The organism is Hymenobacter jeongseonensis, from assembly GCF_015694725.1.
GTDB classification, from domain to species: Bacteria; Bacteroidota; Bacteroidia; order Cytophagales; family Hymenobacteraceae; genus Hymenobacter; species Hymenobacter jeongseonensis.
The window spans coordinates 12,766-27,371 of record NZ_JADQDQ010000006.1 but is presented as its reverse complement, the minus strand read 5'-3'; the positions used below and the strand labels follow the sequence as shown (position 1 = coordinate 27,371).

Below are 14,606 nucleotides of genomic sequence, written 5' to 3'. Positions count from 1 at the left end.
CCGAAGGTCTCTTACTTCAGCTTCGCGACCGGCGTGGTGCTGGTCATTACTCCTGCCGGTATGGTTTGGAGCTGGGCAATGTTGTCGAGACTGGAAGGTTTGGTGGCGTCGCTGCGGCCCGAGGCCAGGAGTAGGTTGCCGTGCTTGCGGTACTCGTTCCAGCGGCGGCGGAAAGCCGGTTGCGGGTCAGTGGCGTTGGCAAAGTAGGCCCATTCTTCTACCAGGCCCGTGGCGCGGTTCACCAGCACTTCGTAGCGGTTCTGGGGCGTGACGCCCACGTTTTTGAACGTCATTTGGAGCACGTCGGCCGCGGCACCGTCCATGGTTTTGCCGTCGCCTTTGTGCGTGAGCGTGACGCCCGAATCCTTCAGCTTGAAGGGCATGAGCAGCCAGTAGGAGTTATTTATCCAGATGCCGTTCATCCGGTCCAGCACTTTCTGGCCGGTGGGCGAGGCCGAAATGTCCTGGCCGCGGCTGTACACGCGGCCCTGCTTGGTGTTGAGGTTGTAGTTGGCCACCAAGGTGTCTTTTTCCCAATGAAAGTCGCCGGTGTATTTGTCCCAAATCTGGTACTGGCCGCCGAAGAAGCTCCAGGCGAAGTAGCGGGCGTTTTTCCAGTTTTCGTAGCCGCCCATTTCGCGCATCACGCGGTCGGCAATGGCCACGGCTTTGGCATCGGAACCGGCCGCGTCGAAGCCTTCGGCGGCGGGGTAGGAAGCCGACGCTCCGCCTTTTGATTTGGTTTTCTGTTTTTGGGCTTGGGCTGGCCCGGCCAGCAGCAGGACGCCAAAAACGAGGGGCAGCAGCGCACGCACAACGCGGAAAACAGGACGCATAATCAGGGGGATTGAGAGAAGCCGAAGTGGCGGGAAAGATACGGCCCCGCAGGGCGGAAGTTGGGCGGCCGAAGCCGCGAAAAGCAAGCGCGTTCAGGGAGCCGGGCCGCCCGTGAAACCCAGGCGGGCGGCAATTTATCGGGCCGGGCCGCCAACGCGGACCCGAGCCGGCCGTAGTAGTGACGGCAACTCCGCGCAATCCGCCGCTCACTTTTCCCGCAGCATGGCACAATACAAGTTTACCGATGTCTTGGCCGTCCTCAAGTCGTCCGCTGGTGAATTCAGCAACAACAACTCGTTTCGGCACTCGGCCGCGCTCTCGTACTACACCATTTTCTCGCTGCCGCCGCTGCTGCTCATCGTTATCACGGTGGCCAGTGCCGTGTACGGCGGCGAGGCCATTACGGGGCAGATATATGGCCAACTGAAGGGCTTGGTGGGGCCCGATTCGGCCAAATTCCTGCAGGACAGCATCGCCAAATTCACCTTGCAGCAGCGCGGCCCCGTGGCCACGGCCATCGGCCTGGCCACGCTCATCTTTGCCGCCACCACCTTTTTCGTCACGCTGCAGGAGAGCATTAACGACATCTGGAACCTGAAGGTGAAAACCAACGGCATCGGCATTGGGGCCTTCATCAAGCAGCGGTTTCTGTCGTTTGGGCTGATACTGAGCGTGGCGCTGCTGCTGCTCATTTCCTTTGTGGTGAGTGCCGTGCTCAGCGCCTTCACGGGCTGGCTGCAGCAGCAAATTCCGCAGGTGGGGGTCATTGCCATTCGGGTGGTGGATTTTGCCTTGTCGCTGGGCATTACCACGCTGCTGTTTGCCCTGATTTATCGGTTTCTGCCCGATGCCATCATCCGCTGGAACGACGTGCTGATTGGCGCGTTCATCACGGCGCTGCTCTTCGTTATCGGCAAGTTTCTCATTGCCTTCTATATCGCGCAGTCCGACCCGGGCTCGGCTTTTGGGGCGGCTGGCTCGGCCATTGTGCTGCTGCTGTGGGTCAATTATTCCTCGCTCATCATCTTCTTCGGCGCCGAGTTCACGCAGGAGTTTGCCGATGCCTTTGGGCAGAAGGTGCAGCCCAAGGCCCACGCCGTGCGGGTGCGTCTGGAAGAATACGCGCCCGGCGAATCGGACGAGGAAAAGGCCACCGGCCGCCCCCGCTCCACCGGCAGCTGGCGGAAATAGAGCAAGATGCTGATTCGAAACGTCCCTTTATTCTTAGGAGATAAATAAAATGAATGCATATAACTATTTGATATCGAGCAATAAATTTTCCTCATTATCATGACCAGATGTGTTTTTCATTGATATACAAAGTCTAATCTCTTTACATATTAGTTTGCAACGAAACGGGGGGAATAACGCATCTTTGAGGAAACTTACTTCCTCAATGAATACACCCCTACGTTCCATTTGCCAGGTTTCTGCACTGGCGTTATTTAGCCTTCCCGTTTTCGCTCAAAACCCCAAAGAGCGGGTGCTGGTGGTGAGCCCGGCTGTGGGCGAAGTCATCGACGGCACCGAAAAAGCTCGCTACGGGCTGTTTCCACTTTACGCCGCCGATACATACCAGGAAGCCCAGTTTGTGCGCGCCTTATCGCCGGACAGCACCATTACCCTGCGCATCCGGCTGCGCGACGGCCGCCAGGTGGACCGGCCCAGCATGCTAGCCGAGTTTCTGGCGGTGCGCGATGTGATTGAGCGCCGCATCAAAGAAGTAGGCGAGACCGTGCCAATGGCTGCCCCGGTACAATCACAGAACGGCGCGCCCGAGCCCGGAGCAGCGGTGCCAAGTATGGAAAAATCAGTCAAGCCCAACGCCATTCCCGAAATCCTGGGCCGCACCTACAGCGTTGAACTAGTGACGGGCACTTCTTTCATGGGCGTGCTGCGCGGAGCTACGGCCAAAGAGCTGGAGTTTGAAACCAAAGACTTGGGCGTGTTGCACGTGCAGCGCATCAATATCAAGCGCCTGGAGCTGCTCACGGGCGACCAAGCCCGCAAAGGCTACTCCGATGTGGGCAATGGCACCCGCATGCTGTTTGCGCCCACGGCCCGAAACCTGCGCCGCGGCGAAGGCTACGTGCAGGACATTCTGGTGTACTTCATCGGGGCCAATTACGGCATTACCGATAATATCTCGCTGGGGGTGCTGGTGCCCGTTCTGCCGTTCATCGCGGGTACCGCCTTCGCCCTTACGCCGAAGGTGAGCTTTCCGGTAACTGAAAAATTCAGTGTGGGCGCGGGCGCACTCTACGCCCGTATTTCGGCGTTTGGCGAATCGGCCGGTGGGGGCATTGGCTACGGATTAGGCACCTACGGTACTGCCGACAACAACCTGACCTTTGGCCTAGGCTACGGCTTCACCGACAGCGGCGAAACCAGTAGCAGCCCGGTGGTGGTGCTGGGCGGTGCCAAACGGATTTCTAACTACGTTTCCCTCATCAACGAGACGTACATCTTCGACGGTGGAGTCTTGGGTCTTGTGGGTGGGCGGTATCACGTCAGGCGCTTAAGCGCCAGCCTAGGCTTTGCCTATGGCACCGACGTGGGAGGCATTTACCCAGCCTACCTGGAAGCGGCCTACCGGTTTGGCAGAAAAAAGTAGAACAGCTTACCCACGGCACCTGACAATAAAGCCCGCTTTCCTATCCGGAAAGCGGGCTTTATGATGGCACTTGAGCTGAGCCACGCGGCCTAGTCGACTACTTGGTTTTTCTCCTTCACCGCCAGCTGCCCGCAGGCGGCGTCGATGTCCTTGCCGCGCGAGCGGCGGATGTTGGTTTGCACGCCGCGGTCGGCCAGATACTTGTGGAAGGCGGTGATTTTGTCGTCGGCCGCGTTCTGGTAGTCGGCGTTTTCGATGGGGTTGTACTCAATCAGGTTCACTTTGCAGGGCAGCCACTTCGCAATTTTGAATAGGTTTTCGGCATCGTCCAGCCCGTCGTTGAAGCCGTCGAATACGATGTATTCATACGTGACTTTGCGGCCGGTTTTCTGGTGGTAATACTGGAGGGCTTCCTTCAGCGCGGCCAGCGAATTGGCTTCGTTGATGGGCATGATTTCGTTGCGCTTGGCATCGGTGGGCGCGTGCAGCGAGAGGGCCAGGTTGGCCTTTACGTCGTCGTCGGCCAGCTTTTTAATCATCTTGGCAATGCCCGCCGTGCTGATGGTGATGCGGCGCGGGGCCATGTTCAGGCCATCGGGCGCGGTGATGCGGCGCACGCTTTCCACCACGTTGGCGTAATTGAGCAGCGGCTCGCCCATGCCCATGTACACGATGTTGGTGAGCGGCGTGCCGTATTGGCTTTCGCACTGCTCCCGAATGCGTACTACCTGGTCGTAAATCTCGGCGGCGTCGAGGTTGCGCTTGCGGTCCATGTAGCCCGTGGCGCAAAACTTACACGTGAGCGAGCAGCCCACCTGCGAACTGATGCAGGCCGTCATGCGGGTGTCGTGCGGAATGAGCACGCCTTCCACCACGTTGCCATCGTAGAGCTTGAAGGCCGATTTGATGGTGCCGTCGTTGCTAAGCTGCTTGTTCTGCACCGTCACGCCGTTTATCACGAAGTGCTTATCCAGCAGCTCGCGGGTGGCCAGCGCGATGTTATTCATCTCCTCAAACGTGGCGGCGGTGTTCTTCCACAGCCACTCCGTCACCTGCTTGGCGCGGAAGGGCTTCTCGCCGTGCTCGACCATGAAAGCCTTCAGGTCGTCGGGCGAGGTTTTGCGGATGTCGCGTTTCGTAGGAGTGGGGGCGAGGGGCAGTTCCAGTAACATAGCACAAAGATACAAGCCGACAGGGCGTTGGGTTCCCGCGTCAGGATGCCAGCCGACACATTGTGCTACTTGCCTTTGATGGGCGGTTGCGGCTCCTCTAACCGAAACACGACCGGAACGGTGAATTGTACTGCCACGGCCCGGCCAGCCTGCCGGCCAGGCGTGAACCGGGGCAACTGCTGCACCGCTTTCACTACCGCCGAATCGCAGGACGGCTGAATTCCTTTGACCACCGCCACGTTTTCAACCAAGCCGCTGGCAGCCACTGTGAAGCTGACGAACACCCGGCCTTCGACGTGTGCACGCAGGGCTTGCGGCGGATAAACTACGCGTTGCTGAATAGCCGTCACAATAGCCGCTGAACCTCCCCCAGCTGGAAGTTGGGGCATTTTTTCCACGTAGGTGTACACGGCCTTGGGCCGTGCAGCGGGTCTTTGCGCTAAGGTTGGTCGGCTCAGCGACAAAACAAGCAGGCTTCCCAAAAGATAAATTCCAGGCAAGCGGTTGCAGCGGGTAGATAGCGTCATAAGGTGAATTAATGCAGGGAGTGTTATTGGACCTGTGCCGCCAGCGCCTCGGGCAGCAGCCGTAGCTTGCGGGTGTTGTAGTCGAAACACAGCATGCCGGTTTTGGCGCGGGCTATTTCCTTGCCGGTCTGGTTGTGCACGTGGTACACCACGTCGAAGCCGTACTTATTAGGGTCGGCGGCGGCCATTTTAATGTGCAGCACATCGCCGTGGAAGGCTTCCCCCTTGTATTCCATGGCCACGTCGACCATGATGAGGCCGAGCTTGCTTACGGGGTCGTAGTCATTCTCCATGCCGATTGAGCGCAGGAACTGCACCCGCGCCTCGTGCAAAATTCCCAGTAGGGCGTCGTTGCCGAGGTGGCCGCCATAGTTGAGGTCGGTGATGCGCACGGGGATTTCGGTGGTGCAGGAGAAGGTGTCGGGCAGGGCTACTTTTACACGGGCCATTTCGAGGGGCGAATAGGTGACATCAGTGAACAGGCAAATGAACCAGCAGCCAATAACCAGCCACCAGCCGCCCGCCGCCGAAGAACCAAAGGTAGAAGTGCGCGTGACGCGCGACGGCTCGGCCACGCTCTACGTGCCCGCGCTCGACGAGCATTACCACTCCCACCACGGCGCGCGGCAGGAATCGGAGTATGTTTTTATCCAGGCCGGGCTGCTGCCGCTGCTGGCTGCGGGCGGCGGCCAGTCGGGCCAGCCACTCCTAAACCTGCTCGAAGTAGGCCTGGGCACGGGCCTCAACGCCCTGCTCACCCTGCATGCGGTCCAGCAAGCCGGCGCTGCCGTGGCTTACGATGGGCTGGAAACGCGGCCCCTGCCGACCGACGTCGTGGCGGCCCTGGCTTCCAATTGGAGTGTCCAATCTGCCGAGACCGGGCTATTGTTCCATGCCCTCCACGCGGCGCCCTGGGGCGCCGCGCAGCAGCTAGCACCCGGCTTTCACCTCACCAAGCGGCATCAGGGCTTGCTGGAAGCGGCGTTGTGGCCTGCTCATTATCACCTCATTTACTTCGACGCCTTCGCTCCAGATAAGCAGCCCGAGCTGTGGACGGAAGCAGTTTTCCAGCAGCTTTACGCGGCTGCCGCGCCGGGCGCGGTGCTGGTGAGCTATTGCGCCCAGGGCCAGTTCCGGCGCAACCTGCGAGCCGCCGGTTGGCACACCGAAAAGCTGCCCGGCCCGCCCGGCAAGCGCGAAATGACCCGCGCCCGCAAACCCTAAGCCATTACTTGGCGCTACATTTCGGTCATGAGTCGGAAATTCCTCGAAACCGATGGCCCCGCTTGGGTAGCCGAAGGCCTCATCAGCGAAGCGCAGCGGCAAAAACTACTGGCCCGCTACCCGCCCGAAGCACAGGCCCTGGGCCTGTTGCCGTTGCTGGGCAGCGTGCTGGTGGGCCTCAGCGCCCTGAGCGTGGTAGCGGCCAATTGGCAGGCCCTACCCGATGCCCTGCGGCTGGCCCTGCTGCTGGGCAGCCTCACCGGCGCCTACGCCGCGGGGGCCTACTTCCTGCGGCGCGGCAATGCCGATTTAGGCCACGGGCTCATCGGGCTGGGGCTGATGTTGTTCGGGGCCAGCATCATTCTCACCAGCCAGCTCTACCAGCTGGTGGGCTACGACGTGAGCGGCCTGGTGGCCTGGGTGGTAGCCGGCGTAGCCCTGAGCTACGTGTATGGCTCGCGCCTGCTGGTGCTCCTCACGGTGCTGATTGGGGCGGCCGTGCAAACCTATTGCGTGCAGGCGCTGGGCAGTTTCAGCTACGCCACGGCGGCCATGGTGGCGGGCGGCATGGGCTATTATTGGTGGCGCCGCCCCGATGCCGTGAGCAGCACCGTGCTGGCGGCCGGCCTGCTTTGGCAGGCAGGGTTGCTGATTGTGGTGCTCCAGGCCAAAATCACGTGGTTTTTTGTGCCGGCCATGTTCATTTATGCCGCGGGCGACTGGCAGCCCAACCGGGCCGGGGGCCGGGCGCTGCAAGGGCCGCCGCTAGTGGCCGCGTACCTGTTCATGTTCGGGCTGGCTACGTTTGGCGAAACCGATACCTACGCCAACGTGCTGCGACCGCCGCTGCTGCCGTACCTAGGGGCGCTGGGCGCGGTGCTGGCGCTGTCGGTGGCCGGCAAGCGGGCACGGGGGCGACTCGATACCTTGCCCGACTGGCTGTTGCTCTTGCCGGGGTTTTACCTGCCCGGCGGGCTGCCGCTGGCCGTGGCCACGCTGGTGGTGCTTTATGCCCACGCCGGTTCGGTGCTGGCCCGCGCCCATCGGCAGGAAGACCCCAACCAGCTCACCGTTGGCGCAATCCTCTTTGTGACCGCCACCATGGTTGCTTATTTCAAACTGACTTGGGCTTTCTTGGATAAGTCGTTGTTTTTCTTGCTGGGCGGCGTGCTGCTGCTGGGCCTGAGCTGGTACTTGCGCCGCCGCAATGCCCAAGTGTTGGCGGCCGTCCCGCCGGTGGTGCCGCCCGCCAGTGTGCCCCCAGCCGCGCCTAAGTCATCGTCCACCTCCGAAAACCGGCTGCCCAATGACTGACCTGCTCACCTGGTTTGCCGACCCGGCGCGCCGCCGGCCCTTGCTGCGCCTACTGGTGGCCGCCCAGGTCCTGTATGTGCTGGGGGTGGCCGGCGCGGGCTACGCCACCGCGGCCCTGGGCCAGAACATCATCCTGACGACAACTCCCGTTGACCCGCGCGATTTGCTCTACGGTGACTTTGTGCGCCTCCGCTACACCATCAGCGAGGCGCCCCTGCGCCTGTGGCAAGACCCGGCCAAGCCGCCGCGCCGCCGCCAAAGCGTATTCCTGCTGCTGGCCCCCGGCCCCGATAGCGTGAGCACCACCGTGGGCGTCTACCCCACCGCCCCGCCAGCCGGCCCCAACCAAGCCGTGCTGCGCGGCTGGGTGACCAACGTATACCGCAACTCTTTCGCCCTGCGCTTCAACCTAGAGCGCTACTACGTGCCCGAAGGCAGCGGCCTGCGCCTAGAAAAAGCCGGCCGCCTGCATCCGCTCAAGGTGCGCGTCAGCATTGCCCCGTGGGGCCAGGCCCGCATTGCTAAAGTCGAAGAGCCACTAAAAACCCCCAAACCCAAGCGCTAAGCCGGATTTGGGGGTGATTTAAAACCCTGCTATTGGGACCGGCTTATTGAATTTTGTAGGTGACGGGCACCGTGAATGACACGCTTACCTCGCGACCGTTTTGCTTGCCGGGAATGAACCGGGGCAGAGAATTAATGGCGCGCATGGTTTCTTCATCCAAGCCAGAGCCCAATCCCTTTACAATGGCTACGTTGACCACTTCGCCCTTCGGATTTACGGTAAAGCTCACGAATACGCGGCCTTCCACTCCATTACGCAGCGCAAGGCTTGGGTATTTTACGGCCCGCTGAATAGCAGCTACAATAGCTGTTGTGCCGCCGCCGCCCGGTAACTCCGGCATTTGCTCGACGGAGACATAAATCCTTTCCTTAACGATGTCAGCGGCCGGACCTTTCCCAAGTCCAGGTTCTAAGTCCACCGGACCGGCATCAGGCGCGGCATTGGGGTCGCCCTCAGTAGTTACGAAGCCCGATGCTTTTTCTAGCAACTGGTTACGCTCTGGTACTTCGCTTTCTGCAGGGGCATCTTTTTCCTTCACCACCACCGGCACAAGGTCTTTAATAGTAGCGGGGCGCGGCGGCTGCACCGGTGGCTTGGCGGCGGCAGGCTCGGGCGGGGTCACCACATCGGGCCCCAGTGGCGGAGCAATCAGTTCATTGACAGCGGGGGCTTTGGGCAACACAGCGGGCGCTTTGTCCTCCAGCATCCGCGCTACCACGGGAACGGCTATCAGCAGCGCAAAAACGGCCGTGGCGATAACCAAAGCCCGCGAAACGTGGCGCTGGTAGGCGGCGCGGAGCTGGTAGGCTCCGTAGTGGCGGTTGCGACCATCAAAAACGATGTCGTCGAGGCTGGCCGTGGCCAGCTGGGAATTGGTCATCATAAGGCGGCGGGTTTGCTGGTTTTGAGAAGGTTGATGTCGTCTTGGGTAATCTTGACGAGGGCGTATTTCTTCTGCTTGGTGATGTTCATCTCGTCGAGAATGTCCACCATATCCTGGTACTTGGAATCGGCACTGGGCTTGATGAGGACTACCAGGCCGGGCTGCTGCTGCAGGCGGGTGGTCAGGGCTTGGCGGATGCCGTCGGCGGCGAAGCTGGTGGTTTGCAGCAGGGCCGGGGCCACGGCCTTGTCCTTCGGCGCGTTCAGCCCGAAGAAGTAGTGCACTCTGTGGTCTTTGCCCAGGATGATGGTCATGGCTTTGGAGAGGGCCACGTCCGTGGGGTCGTTGCTTTTCACCGGCATGTTCAGCTCCAGGGTGTAGGGCTTGGCGAAGGTGGTGGTGAGCATGAAAAAGGTGAGCAGCAAGAACGCCAGGTCCACCATCGGGGTCATGTCGATGCGGGTCGACATCTTCTTTGCTCGTCGCTTGCCGGGCCGGCCGGCCCGGGCCGCATTCTGCTGAATTTCTGCCATGATTTCTAACCGTATGAGGTGAAAGATATCCGGCTAACGCAATGCTTTATTTCCTTATTGTGAGAATGTTATGCCTAAAAAATAAGTTTTTATTGACATACTAATATGCCGTTGTGCTGCGTTCCCTCAGGATGGGCTAGAAGCGCCACACGGCGGCCGCCATTAGGCAGGCGTGCAGGGGCACATCGGTCGGCAGCACGTCGCCGATGCGAGCCACCGGTGCGTCATCCAGGATGCTCAGGCCAATAAATAGGGTGGCGGGGCCACATTGGGCCAGGAACCGGTCGTAGAAACCTCCACCGTAACCCACGCGATGGCCGGCCTCGTCCACGGCCAGTAGGGGCACCAGCACGGCATCGAACTGGGCGGGCAGGATTTCGACAGTCGCGGAAGGTATGGGCTCGGGAATGCCCCAGCGGTTTTCGGCAAGGGGCGTGCCGGGCGTAAGCTCATGGTGTTTTAGCGAAACCCCATCTGGCTGCACCACCGGCGCAGCCAGACGCACAGCCAGTTCCTCTGCCCAGATGCGGTGGATAATGCGCCAAGTGTCGGGCTCGTTCTGCTTGGCCAGCGGCAGGAACAAGTGCAGCCAGCGCCACTGCGCTACCGGGAAATGCTGGAATAGCTGCTCGCAAAGCGCCTCGCTGCGGCGTTCTACCTCCTCGGCCGGTAATGCAGCGCGGCCAGCTAGCGCCGCGCGACGGAGAGTGGCTTTGGTATCGTTGTCCATCCGCAGGTGAATATTACTATTGCAATCGGCTTAATTTGCGTACAGCGGCTGGGGTATCAAGGCCAAAATAAGCCCATGGATAAAAAGTAATGCTCGGGCCTACGTGAAGTAGGAAAGAGTTGCGCTCGCTCACATTGCCTAGCGCATGGTGCAAGCAGGCCGCGTAATTATTGTAATAAATGGCTAGTAGTGAATCTGCTGATAGGGGCTTTAATTCCGGTAATAATTGGTTGATGCGGCGGCTGTATGCTGCCTGCAGTTGGTCCTTGGCCGGGAGAAGATTGTCCAAATCAAAATCACTGTATCGTTCTACTAAAAAATTAGCCTGCAGCAACTGCCGTAGCGTAGTTGTCGGCGCTTCGTCGGCAAACTCCGCGAGTACTGCAGCATCGCCGAACCACCGTGGAGCAGCCAGCTTGAAATAATTCATATAACCCAACAAGTGGTCCTCGACAAGTTCGCGGCAAGCGAAAAAAGCCTGTTGCGCATCTTGGGGCTCATTTAGGCCCATATGCACCCGAATGAGCCTGGCGTGGGCTTCCACTTGGTAGTGGTGATTTTTAAAGGAACGGTCAAGATGGATAATGGCTTGAGCGAGGTAGTGAGCAAAGCCATTAATTTGTTTTTCTGTAAGCTCCTGCGCAACGACTTTGCTACGGGCCTCCCACGCGAGAAAGGTGTCGTGAATGCCCGCCATAAGGTGCTGCAACTCCGACTCGCCCGCTTCTTGGTAGTGGTACAGCTCACGCGTATAATTAGGGGTAGCGCACAAGCCGTCGAGCAACCGGGTTAGCTCGTCGGTCGGCAGCGCTGCCACTGTGGCTTCAAAAGCCATCCATTGGCGGTTCCGCAATAACTCATCAACTTTTAACGAATGAATTAAGCCAAACGAAGAGTCGCTGGTGTGGTCAGATGTTGGCTTCGAAAGAAGCGTGCGGAAAAATTGGCTGATTTTCAAACGGCAAAATAGCTAACGCACCGGCTCTAACTAGCCAGAACAAAGGGGAGGATAATCCCCCAAATCTATAGCGGCTTTGCCCACTTGCCTTTTTCCACGTCCTTCTACAGGTGCCCCTACTCTTCCAGTACCGTAAACTCCAGCTTCAGCGGCTCAAAAGCTTCGAGCAAGTCCCGGATAAATGCCGGGTTGTTGATGAGGATGCTGAGCACGTTCTCGCTGCGCTCCTGCAGGCTACCGCCCGGAAATAGCTTTTCCTTCAGCGAGGCGAGCTGCGTATAGGCGGTTTCGTGCTTGGTTTCGGCGGCCTTGCTCAGGCGCTTTTCGAGGCCGGCGAGGCCGGCGGCGGCTTTCTGGGCTTCGGCGGCCACTGTTTTTACCAGCGTGGGGTCGAGGCGCTGGGCCACGTCCTGCACCTGCTGGAAAGCGGCAGCCAAAGCATGCTGCTGCTCTTTCAGACTGATTTCTTCCTGGCCAAGCGCGGCCCCTACTTGCTTCTTGAGCTCGGACAGCGGCTTGAAAATCTCGCGCCAGGTCAGGCCCAGCTTCTTCAGCTTGCCGGCATTGGCCCGGCTGATGTACTCGGCCGAGTTGCGGGGCAGCACAATGGGCATGGGCACCTTAAAGGCCGCAAACACATCTTTCAGCTGAAACCAGTATGCCACTTCGGCCGCACCGCCGATGTACACCAAGTTGGGCAGTAGTAGTTCCTGATACACCGGCCGCAGCACCACGTTGGGGCTGAACTGCTCGGGGTGCTGCTTGGCCAGGGCCAGAAGCTCGGCTTGGCTGTGGCAGCGGGCCGTGTTGCGGATGGTTACCTCCACGCAGTCGGCGCCGCTGGCATCCGGCTCCAGCCGCTCGCGCTTGCCTTCGTCGGTGATGAAAAACAGGTTGATGGGCCGTGAATACACCTGCGGCTTGTAGCCGGCGGCCGTGAGCTGAGCATTGGTGGCCTGCACGGCGGCGTTGGATACCTGCTCCTTGATTTCCTTCTCTAGCAGCGGCACCAACGCTTGCTTCAGGCCGGGCCGGTCGGCGTCTAGGGTCACCAGCCCGAATTCGCCAAATAGCGCATCGGCCAGCTTGCGCGTGGCTTCCGCCAGTGTTTTCGATTCGGAATAGGCCCGGTGGAATGCGGCCGGCACCTCGGGCGGCAGCTGGCTCAACAGCTGCTCGGCAAAGCCGTCGAGCGGCAGCCGGCCCACGGGCCCGCCGGTGTTGGCCGCCTCCCAGGAGTAGGTTTTGCCAAACAATGAGAAGTGGTTGATTTCGGCGAAATCGTGGTCTTCGGTGGCCATCCAGTACACCGGCACAAAATCATACTGGGGGTACTTATCCTTCAAATCCCGGCTCAATTTAATGGCCGACACGATTTTGTAGATGAAATACAGCGGCCCGGTGAGCACATTGAGCTGGTGCCCCGTCGTCACGGTGAAAGTGGTGGGCTCGGCCAGCAGCAGCAAGCTGTTTTCGATGGCTGGCTCCGGGTCGGGCGCAAAACCGTACTGGTCGCGCAGGGCGGATACCAAGCGTTTGCGGGCCTTGGGCGTATAAGCAGCTTTTTTCTCCTCTATCTGGGCCGCAAAATTTTCCAGCGACGGCCAGCGGTTGTAAAAAGGAGCCAGGGCCGGTTTCTGGGTAATGTAATCGGTCAGGAGACCGGAAAAGGAGCCGGTTTCGGCGTAAGAGATTGTCTGAACCACGGATTCGCTCGGATTTAGCGGGTAATCGGATTTCGTGCCAGGAGCGACTGTAGTAGCGCTTCGTGCCGCGAAGGTCGGGGTTAAACAAAAAAGGCAGCCTTTCGGCTGCCTTTTGAGGGGTTAAATATTGTGCAAGTCGCCTGAAGTTGCGCTGTTGCCCCTGTGGAGGCCCTTTGCAAAATCCGGCAAATCTGATTGAGCTAACTAATTTTTTAAATTAAACAAGGTGCCCGTACAAATCGAAGTCCGTGGCCGAGGTGATTTTTACGTTGGCAAAGTCGCCGAGGCGCACAAACGTGTCTTTTTCCACCGGCACCAGCACTTCGTTGTCCACTTCGGGGGAGTCGAACTCGGTGCGGCCCACGAAATGGCCGCTTTCCTTGCGGTCGAACAGCACCTTGTAGGTCTGGCCCACGCGGGCTTCGTTCAGCTCCATCGAAATGCCCTGTTGAAGCTCCATGATGGCGTCGGCGCGCTCCTGCTTCAGTTCGGCGGGCACATCGTCCACGAGGGTGTGCGAGTGCGTGTTTTCTTCGTGCGAATAAGTGAAAATGCCCAGGCGCTCAAAGCGGGTCTGCTCCACAAAATCATACATCTCGCGGAAGTCCTGCTCAGTTTCGCCGGGGTGGCCGGCGATGAGCGTGGTGCGCAGAGCAATGCCCGGCACCCGCTGGCGGATGGTGTCAACCAGCTCAATCGTGCGGCGCTTGGTGATGCCGCGGCGCATGCTCTTGAGCATGTTGTCGGAGCCGTGCTGCAGGGGCATGTCGAGGTACTTGCAGATGTTCTCGCGCTCGGCCATCACGTCCAGCGCATCCAGCGGGAACTGCGAGGGGTAGGCGTACTGCAGGCGAATCCAGTCGATGCCGTTCACGTCGGACAGGTTGCGCAGCAGGTCAGCCAGCTTGCGTTCGCCGTAGGCTTGCAGGCCGTAGTAAGTCAGGTCTTGGGCAATGAGAATCAGCTCTTTGGTGCCCATGCTGGCCAGACGCTTGGCTTCCTTCACCAGGTCCTCGATGGGCCGGTCCACGTGCTTGCCGCGCATCAGCGGGATAGCGCAGAACGAGCAGGGGCGGTTGCAGCCCTCGGCAATTTTGAAGTAGGCGTAGTGGCGCGGCGTAGTAATCAAACGCTCGCCAATCAGCTCGTGCTTGTAGTCGGCATTGAGCACTTTCAGCATCTGGGGCAGCTCCAGGGTGCCGAAATAGGCATCTACCTGCGGAATTTCGACCTCCAGCTCGTCCTTGTAGCGCTGCGAAAGGCAGCCCGTCACGTACAGTTTATCCAACCGGCCAGCTTCCTTCTCATCCGCGTAGCGCAGAATGGTGTCGATGCTTTCCTGCTTGGCATTGTCGATAAAGCCGCAGGTATTGATAATAACAATGTTGGCGTCCGACTGCTCGGCCTCGTGAGTTACGTCGAAGTCGTTGGCCTGCAATTGGCCCATCAAAACTTCGCTGTCCACAATGTTCTTGGAGCAGCCCAGGGTGATGACGTTTACTTTATTGGTCGTCTGATTTCTAACCTTCATGAAACACTGATT

At 59.6% G+C, this 14,606-nt stretch carries 15 protein-coding genes; 5 read left to right on the top strand and 10 right to left on the bottom strand.

Translation table 11 applies throughout. From position 1 onward, the window contains the following. Window positions 1-11: 11 nt before the first annotated feature. Window positions 12-836, bottom strand: a complete 825-nt coding sequence (locus I2I05_RS13545) for a hypothetical protein (RefSeq protein WP_196282807.1) — start codon at window positions 834-836, stop codon at window positions 12-14. A gap of 223 nt (window positions 837-1,059) precedes the next feature. Between I2I05_RS13545 and I2I05_RS13540 the strand changes: the two genes are divergently transcribed. Together I2I05_RS13540 and I2I05_RS13535 are read left to right on the top strand one after the other, a co-directional pair. Then, window positions 1,060-2,028, top strand: a complete 969-nt coding sequence (locus I2I05_RS13540) for a YihY/virulence factor BrkB family protein (RefSeq protein WP_196282806.1) — start codon at window positions 1,060-1,062, stop codon at window positions 2,026-2,028. Between the two features lie 205 nt (window positions 2,029-2,233). Continuing rightward, window positions 2,234-3,451, top strand: coding sequence for a hypothetical protein (locus tag I2I05_RS13535; protein ID WP_196282805.1), 1,218 nt, complete (start codon window positions 2,234-2,236; stop codon window positions 3,449-3,451). Between the two features lie 89 nt (window positions 3,452-3,540). On the opposite strand, the gene rlmN is transcribed toward I2I05_RS13535, so the two are convergent. From rlmN to I2I05_RS13520, 3 genes are all read right to left on the bottom strand, one after another. Continuing rightward, window positions 3,541-4,623, bottom strand: coding sequence for a 23S rRNA (adenine(2503)-C(2))-methyltransferase RlmN (gene rlmN / locus I2I05_RS13530; protein WP_196282804.1), 1,083 nt, complete (start codon window positions 4,621-4,623; stop codon window positions 3,541-3,543). 65 nt (window positions 4,624-4,688) lie between these two features. Beyond that, a complete protein-coding gene (locus I2I05_RS13525; RefSeq protein WP_196282803.1) occupies window positions 4,689-5,012 on the bottom strand; it encodes an energy transducer TonB in 324 nt (107 codons plus the stop codon). Between the two features lie 161 nt (window positions 5,013-5,173). Beyond that, complete coding sequence (locus I2I05_RS13520) at window positions 5,174-5,599, bottom strand: thioesterase family protein (protein ID WP_196282802.1); 426 nt, start codon at window positions 5,597-5,599, stop codon at window positions 5,174-5,176. Window positions 5,600-5,636: 37 nt separating this feature from the next. Here I2I05_RS13520 and mnmD point away from each other — a divergent pair, with 37 nt between their 5' ends. From mnmD to I2I05_RS13505, 3 genes are read left to right on the top strand one after another with little or no spacing between them, the layout of a single operon-like run. Beyond that, window positions 5,637-6,374, top strand: coding sequence for a tRNA (5-methylaminomethyl-2-thiouridine)(34)-methyltransferase MnmD (gene mnmD / locus I2I05_RS13515; protein ID WP_196282801.1), 738 nt, complete (start codon window positions 5,637-5,639; stop codon window positions 6,372-6,374). A gap of 27 nt (window positions 6,375-6,401) precedes the next feature. After that, window positions 6,402-7,688 (top strand): DUF2157 domain-containing protein, encoded by a 1,287-nt coding sequence (locus I2I05_RS13510; RefSeq protein WP_196282800.1) that lies wholly within the window; start codon window positions 6,402-6,404, stop codon window positions 7,686-7,688. Beyond that, window positions 7,681-8,253, top strand: a complete 573-nt coding sequence (locus I2I05_RS13505; RefSeq protein ID WP_196282799.1) for a GDYXXLXY domain-containing protein — start codon at window positions 7,681-7,683, stop codon at window positions 8,251-8,253. The genes I2I05_RS13510 and I2I05_RS13505 overlap by 8 nt, the downstream gene beginning before the upstream one ends. A gap of 43 nt (window positions 8,254-8,296) precedes the next feature. On the opposite strand, the gene I2I05_RS13500 is transcribed toward I2I05_RS13505, so the two are convergent. The 6 genes from I2I05_RS13500 to rimO form a co-directional block, all read right to left on the bottom strand. Next, window positions 8,297-9,136, bottom strand: a complete 840-nt coding sequence (locus tag I2I05_RS13500; protein WP_230688337.1) for an energy transducer TonB — start codon at window positions 9,134-9,136, stop codon at window positions 8,297-8,299. Continuing rightward, window positions 9,133-9,669, bottom strand: coding sequence for an ExbD/TolR family protein (locus I2I05_RS13495; protein WP_196282798.1), 537 nt, complete (start codon window positions 9,667-9,669; stop codon window positions 9,133-9,135). The genes I2I05_RS13500 and I2I05_RS13495 overlap by 4 nt, the downstream gene beginning before the upstream one ends. A gap of 136 nt (window positions 9,670-9,805) precedes the next feature. Then, window positions 9,806-10,399, bottom strand: a complete 594-nt coding sequence (locus I2I05_RS13490; protein WP_196282797.1) for a 5-formyltetrahydrofolate cyclo-ligase — start codon at window positions 10,397-10,399, stop codon at window positions 9,806-9,808. Between the two features lie 16 nt (window positions 10,400-10,415). Beyond that, window positions 10,416-11,357: a hypothetical protein gene (locus I2I05_RS13485; RefSeq protein WP_196282796.1), complete on the bottom strand. Its 942-nt coding sequence runs from the start codon at window positions 11,355-11,357 to the stop codon at window positions 10,416-10,418. Between the two features lie 116 nt (window positions 11,358-11,473). Then, a complete protein-coding gene (gene bshC, locus I2I05_RS13480; RefSeq protein ID WP_196282795.1) occupies window positions 11,474-13,063 on the bottom strand; it encodes a bacillithiol biosynthesis cysteine-adding enzyme BshC in 1,590 nt (529 codons plus the stop codon). Window positions 13,064-13,280: 217 nt separating this feature from the next. Beyond that, window positions 13,281-14,594, bottom strand: coding sequence for a 30S ribosomal protein S12 methylthiotransferase RimO (gene rimO, locus I2I05_RS13475; protein WP_196282794.1), 1,314 nt, complete (start codon window positions 14,592-14,594; stop codon window positions 13,281-13,283). Window positions 14,595-14,606: the final 12 nt, after the last annotated feature.

What these genes read in the sequence shown, in the direction of transcription:
- I2I05_RS13545 (WP_196282807.1), bottom strand. Translation starts at nt 836, where the DNA reads ATGCGTCCTGTTTTCCGCGTTGTGCGTGCGCTGCTGCCCCTCGTTTTT.
- I2I05_RS13540 (WP_196282806.1), top strand. Translation starts at nt 1,060, where the DNA reads ATGGCACAATACAAGTTTACCGATGTCTTGGCCGTCCTCAAGTCGTCC.
- I2I05_RS13535 (WP_196282805.1), top strand. Translation starts at nt 2,234, where the DNA reads ATGAATACACCCCTACGTTCCATTTGCCAGGTTTCTGCACTGGCGTTA.
- rlmN (WP_196282804.1), bottom strand. Translation starts at nt 4,623, where the DNA reads ATGTTACTGGAACTGCCCCTCGCCCCCACTCCTACGAAACGCGACATC.
- I2I05_RS13525 (WP_196282803.1), bottom strand. Translation starts at nt 5,012, where the DNA reads ATGCCCCAACTTCCAGCTGGGGGAGGTTCAGCGGCTATTGTGACGGCT.
- I2I05_RS13520 (WP_196282802.1), bottom strand. Translation starts at nt 5,599, where the DNA reads ATGGCCCGTGTAAAAGTAGCCCTGCCCGACACCTTCTCCTGCACCACC.
- mnmD (WP_196282801.1), top strand. Translation starts at nt 5,637, where the DNA reads ATGAACCAGCAGCCAATAACCAGCCACCAGCCGCCCGCCGCCGAAGAA.
- I2I05_RS13510 (WP_196282800.1), top strand. Translation starts at nt 6,402, where the DNA reads ATGAGTCGGAAATTCCTCGAAACCGATGGCCCCGCTTGGGTAGCCGAA.
- I2I05_RS13505 (WP_196282799.1), top strand. Translation starts at nt 7,681, where the DNA reads ATGACTGACCTGCTCACCTGGTTTGCCGACCCGGCGCGCCGCCGGCCC.
- I2I05_RS13500 (WP_230688337.1), bottom strand. Translation starts at nt 9,136, where the DNA reads ATGATGACCAATTCCCAGCTGGCCACGGCCAGCCTCGACGACATCGTT.
- I2I05_RS13495 (WP_196282798.1), bottom strand. Translation starts at nt 9,669, where the DNA reads ATGGCAGAAATTCAGCAGAATGCGGCCCGGGCCGGCCGGCCCGGCAAG.
- I2I05_RS13490 (WP_196282797.1), bottom strand. Translation starts at nt 10,399, where the DNA reads ATGGACAACGATACCAAAGCCACTCTCCGTCGCGCGGCGCTAGCTGGC.
- rimO (WP_196282794.1), bottom strand. Translation starts at nt 14,594, where the DNA reads ATGAAGGTTAGAAATCAGACGACCAATAAAGTAAACGTCATCACCCTG.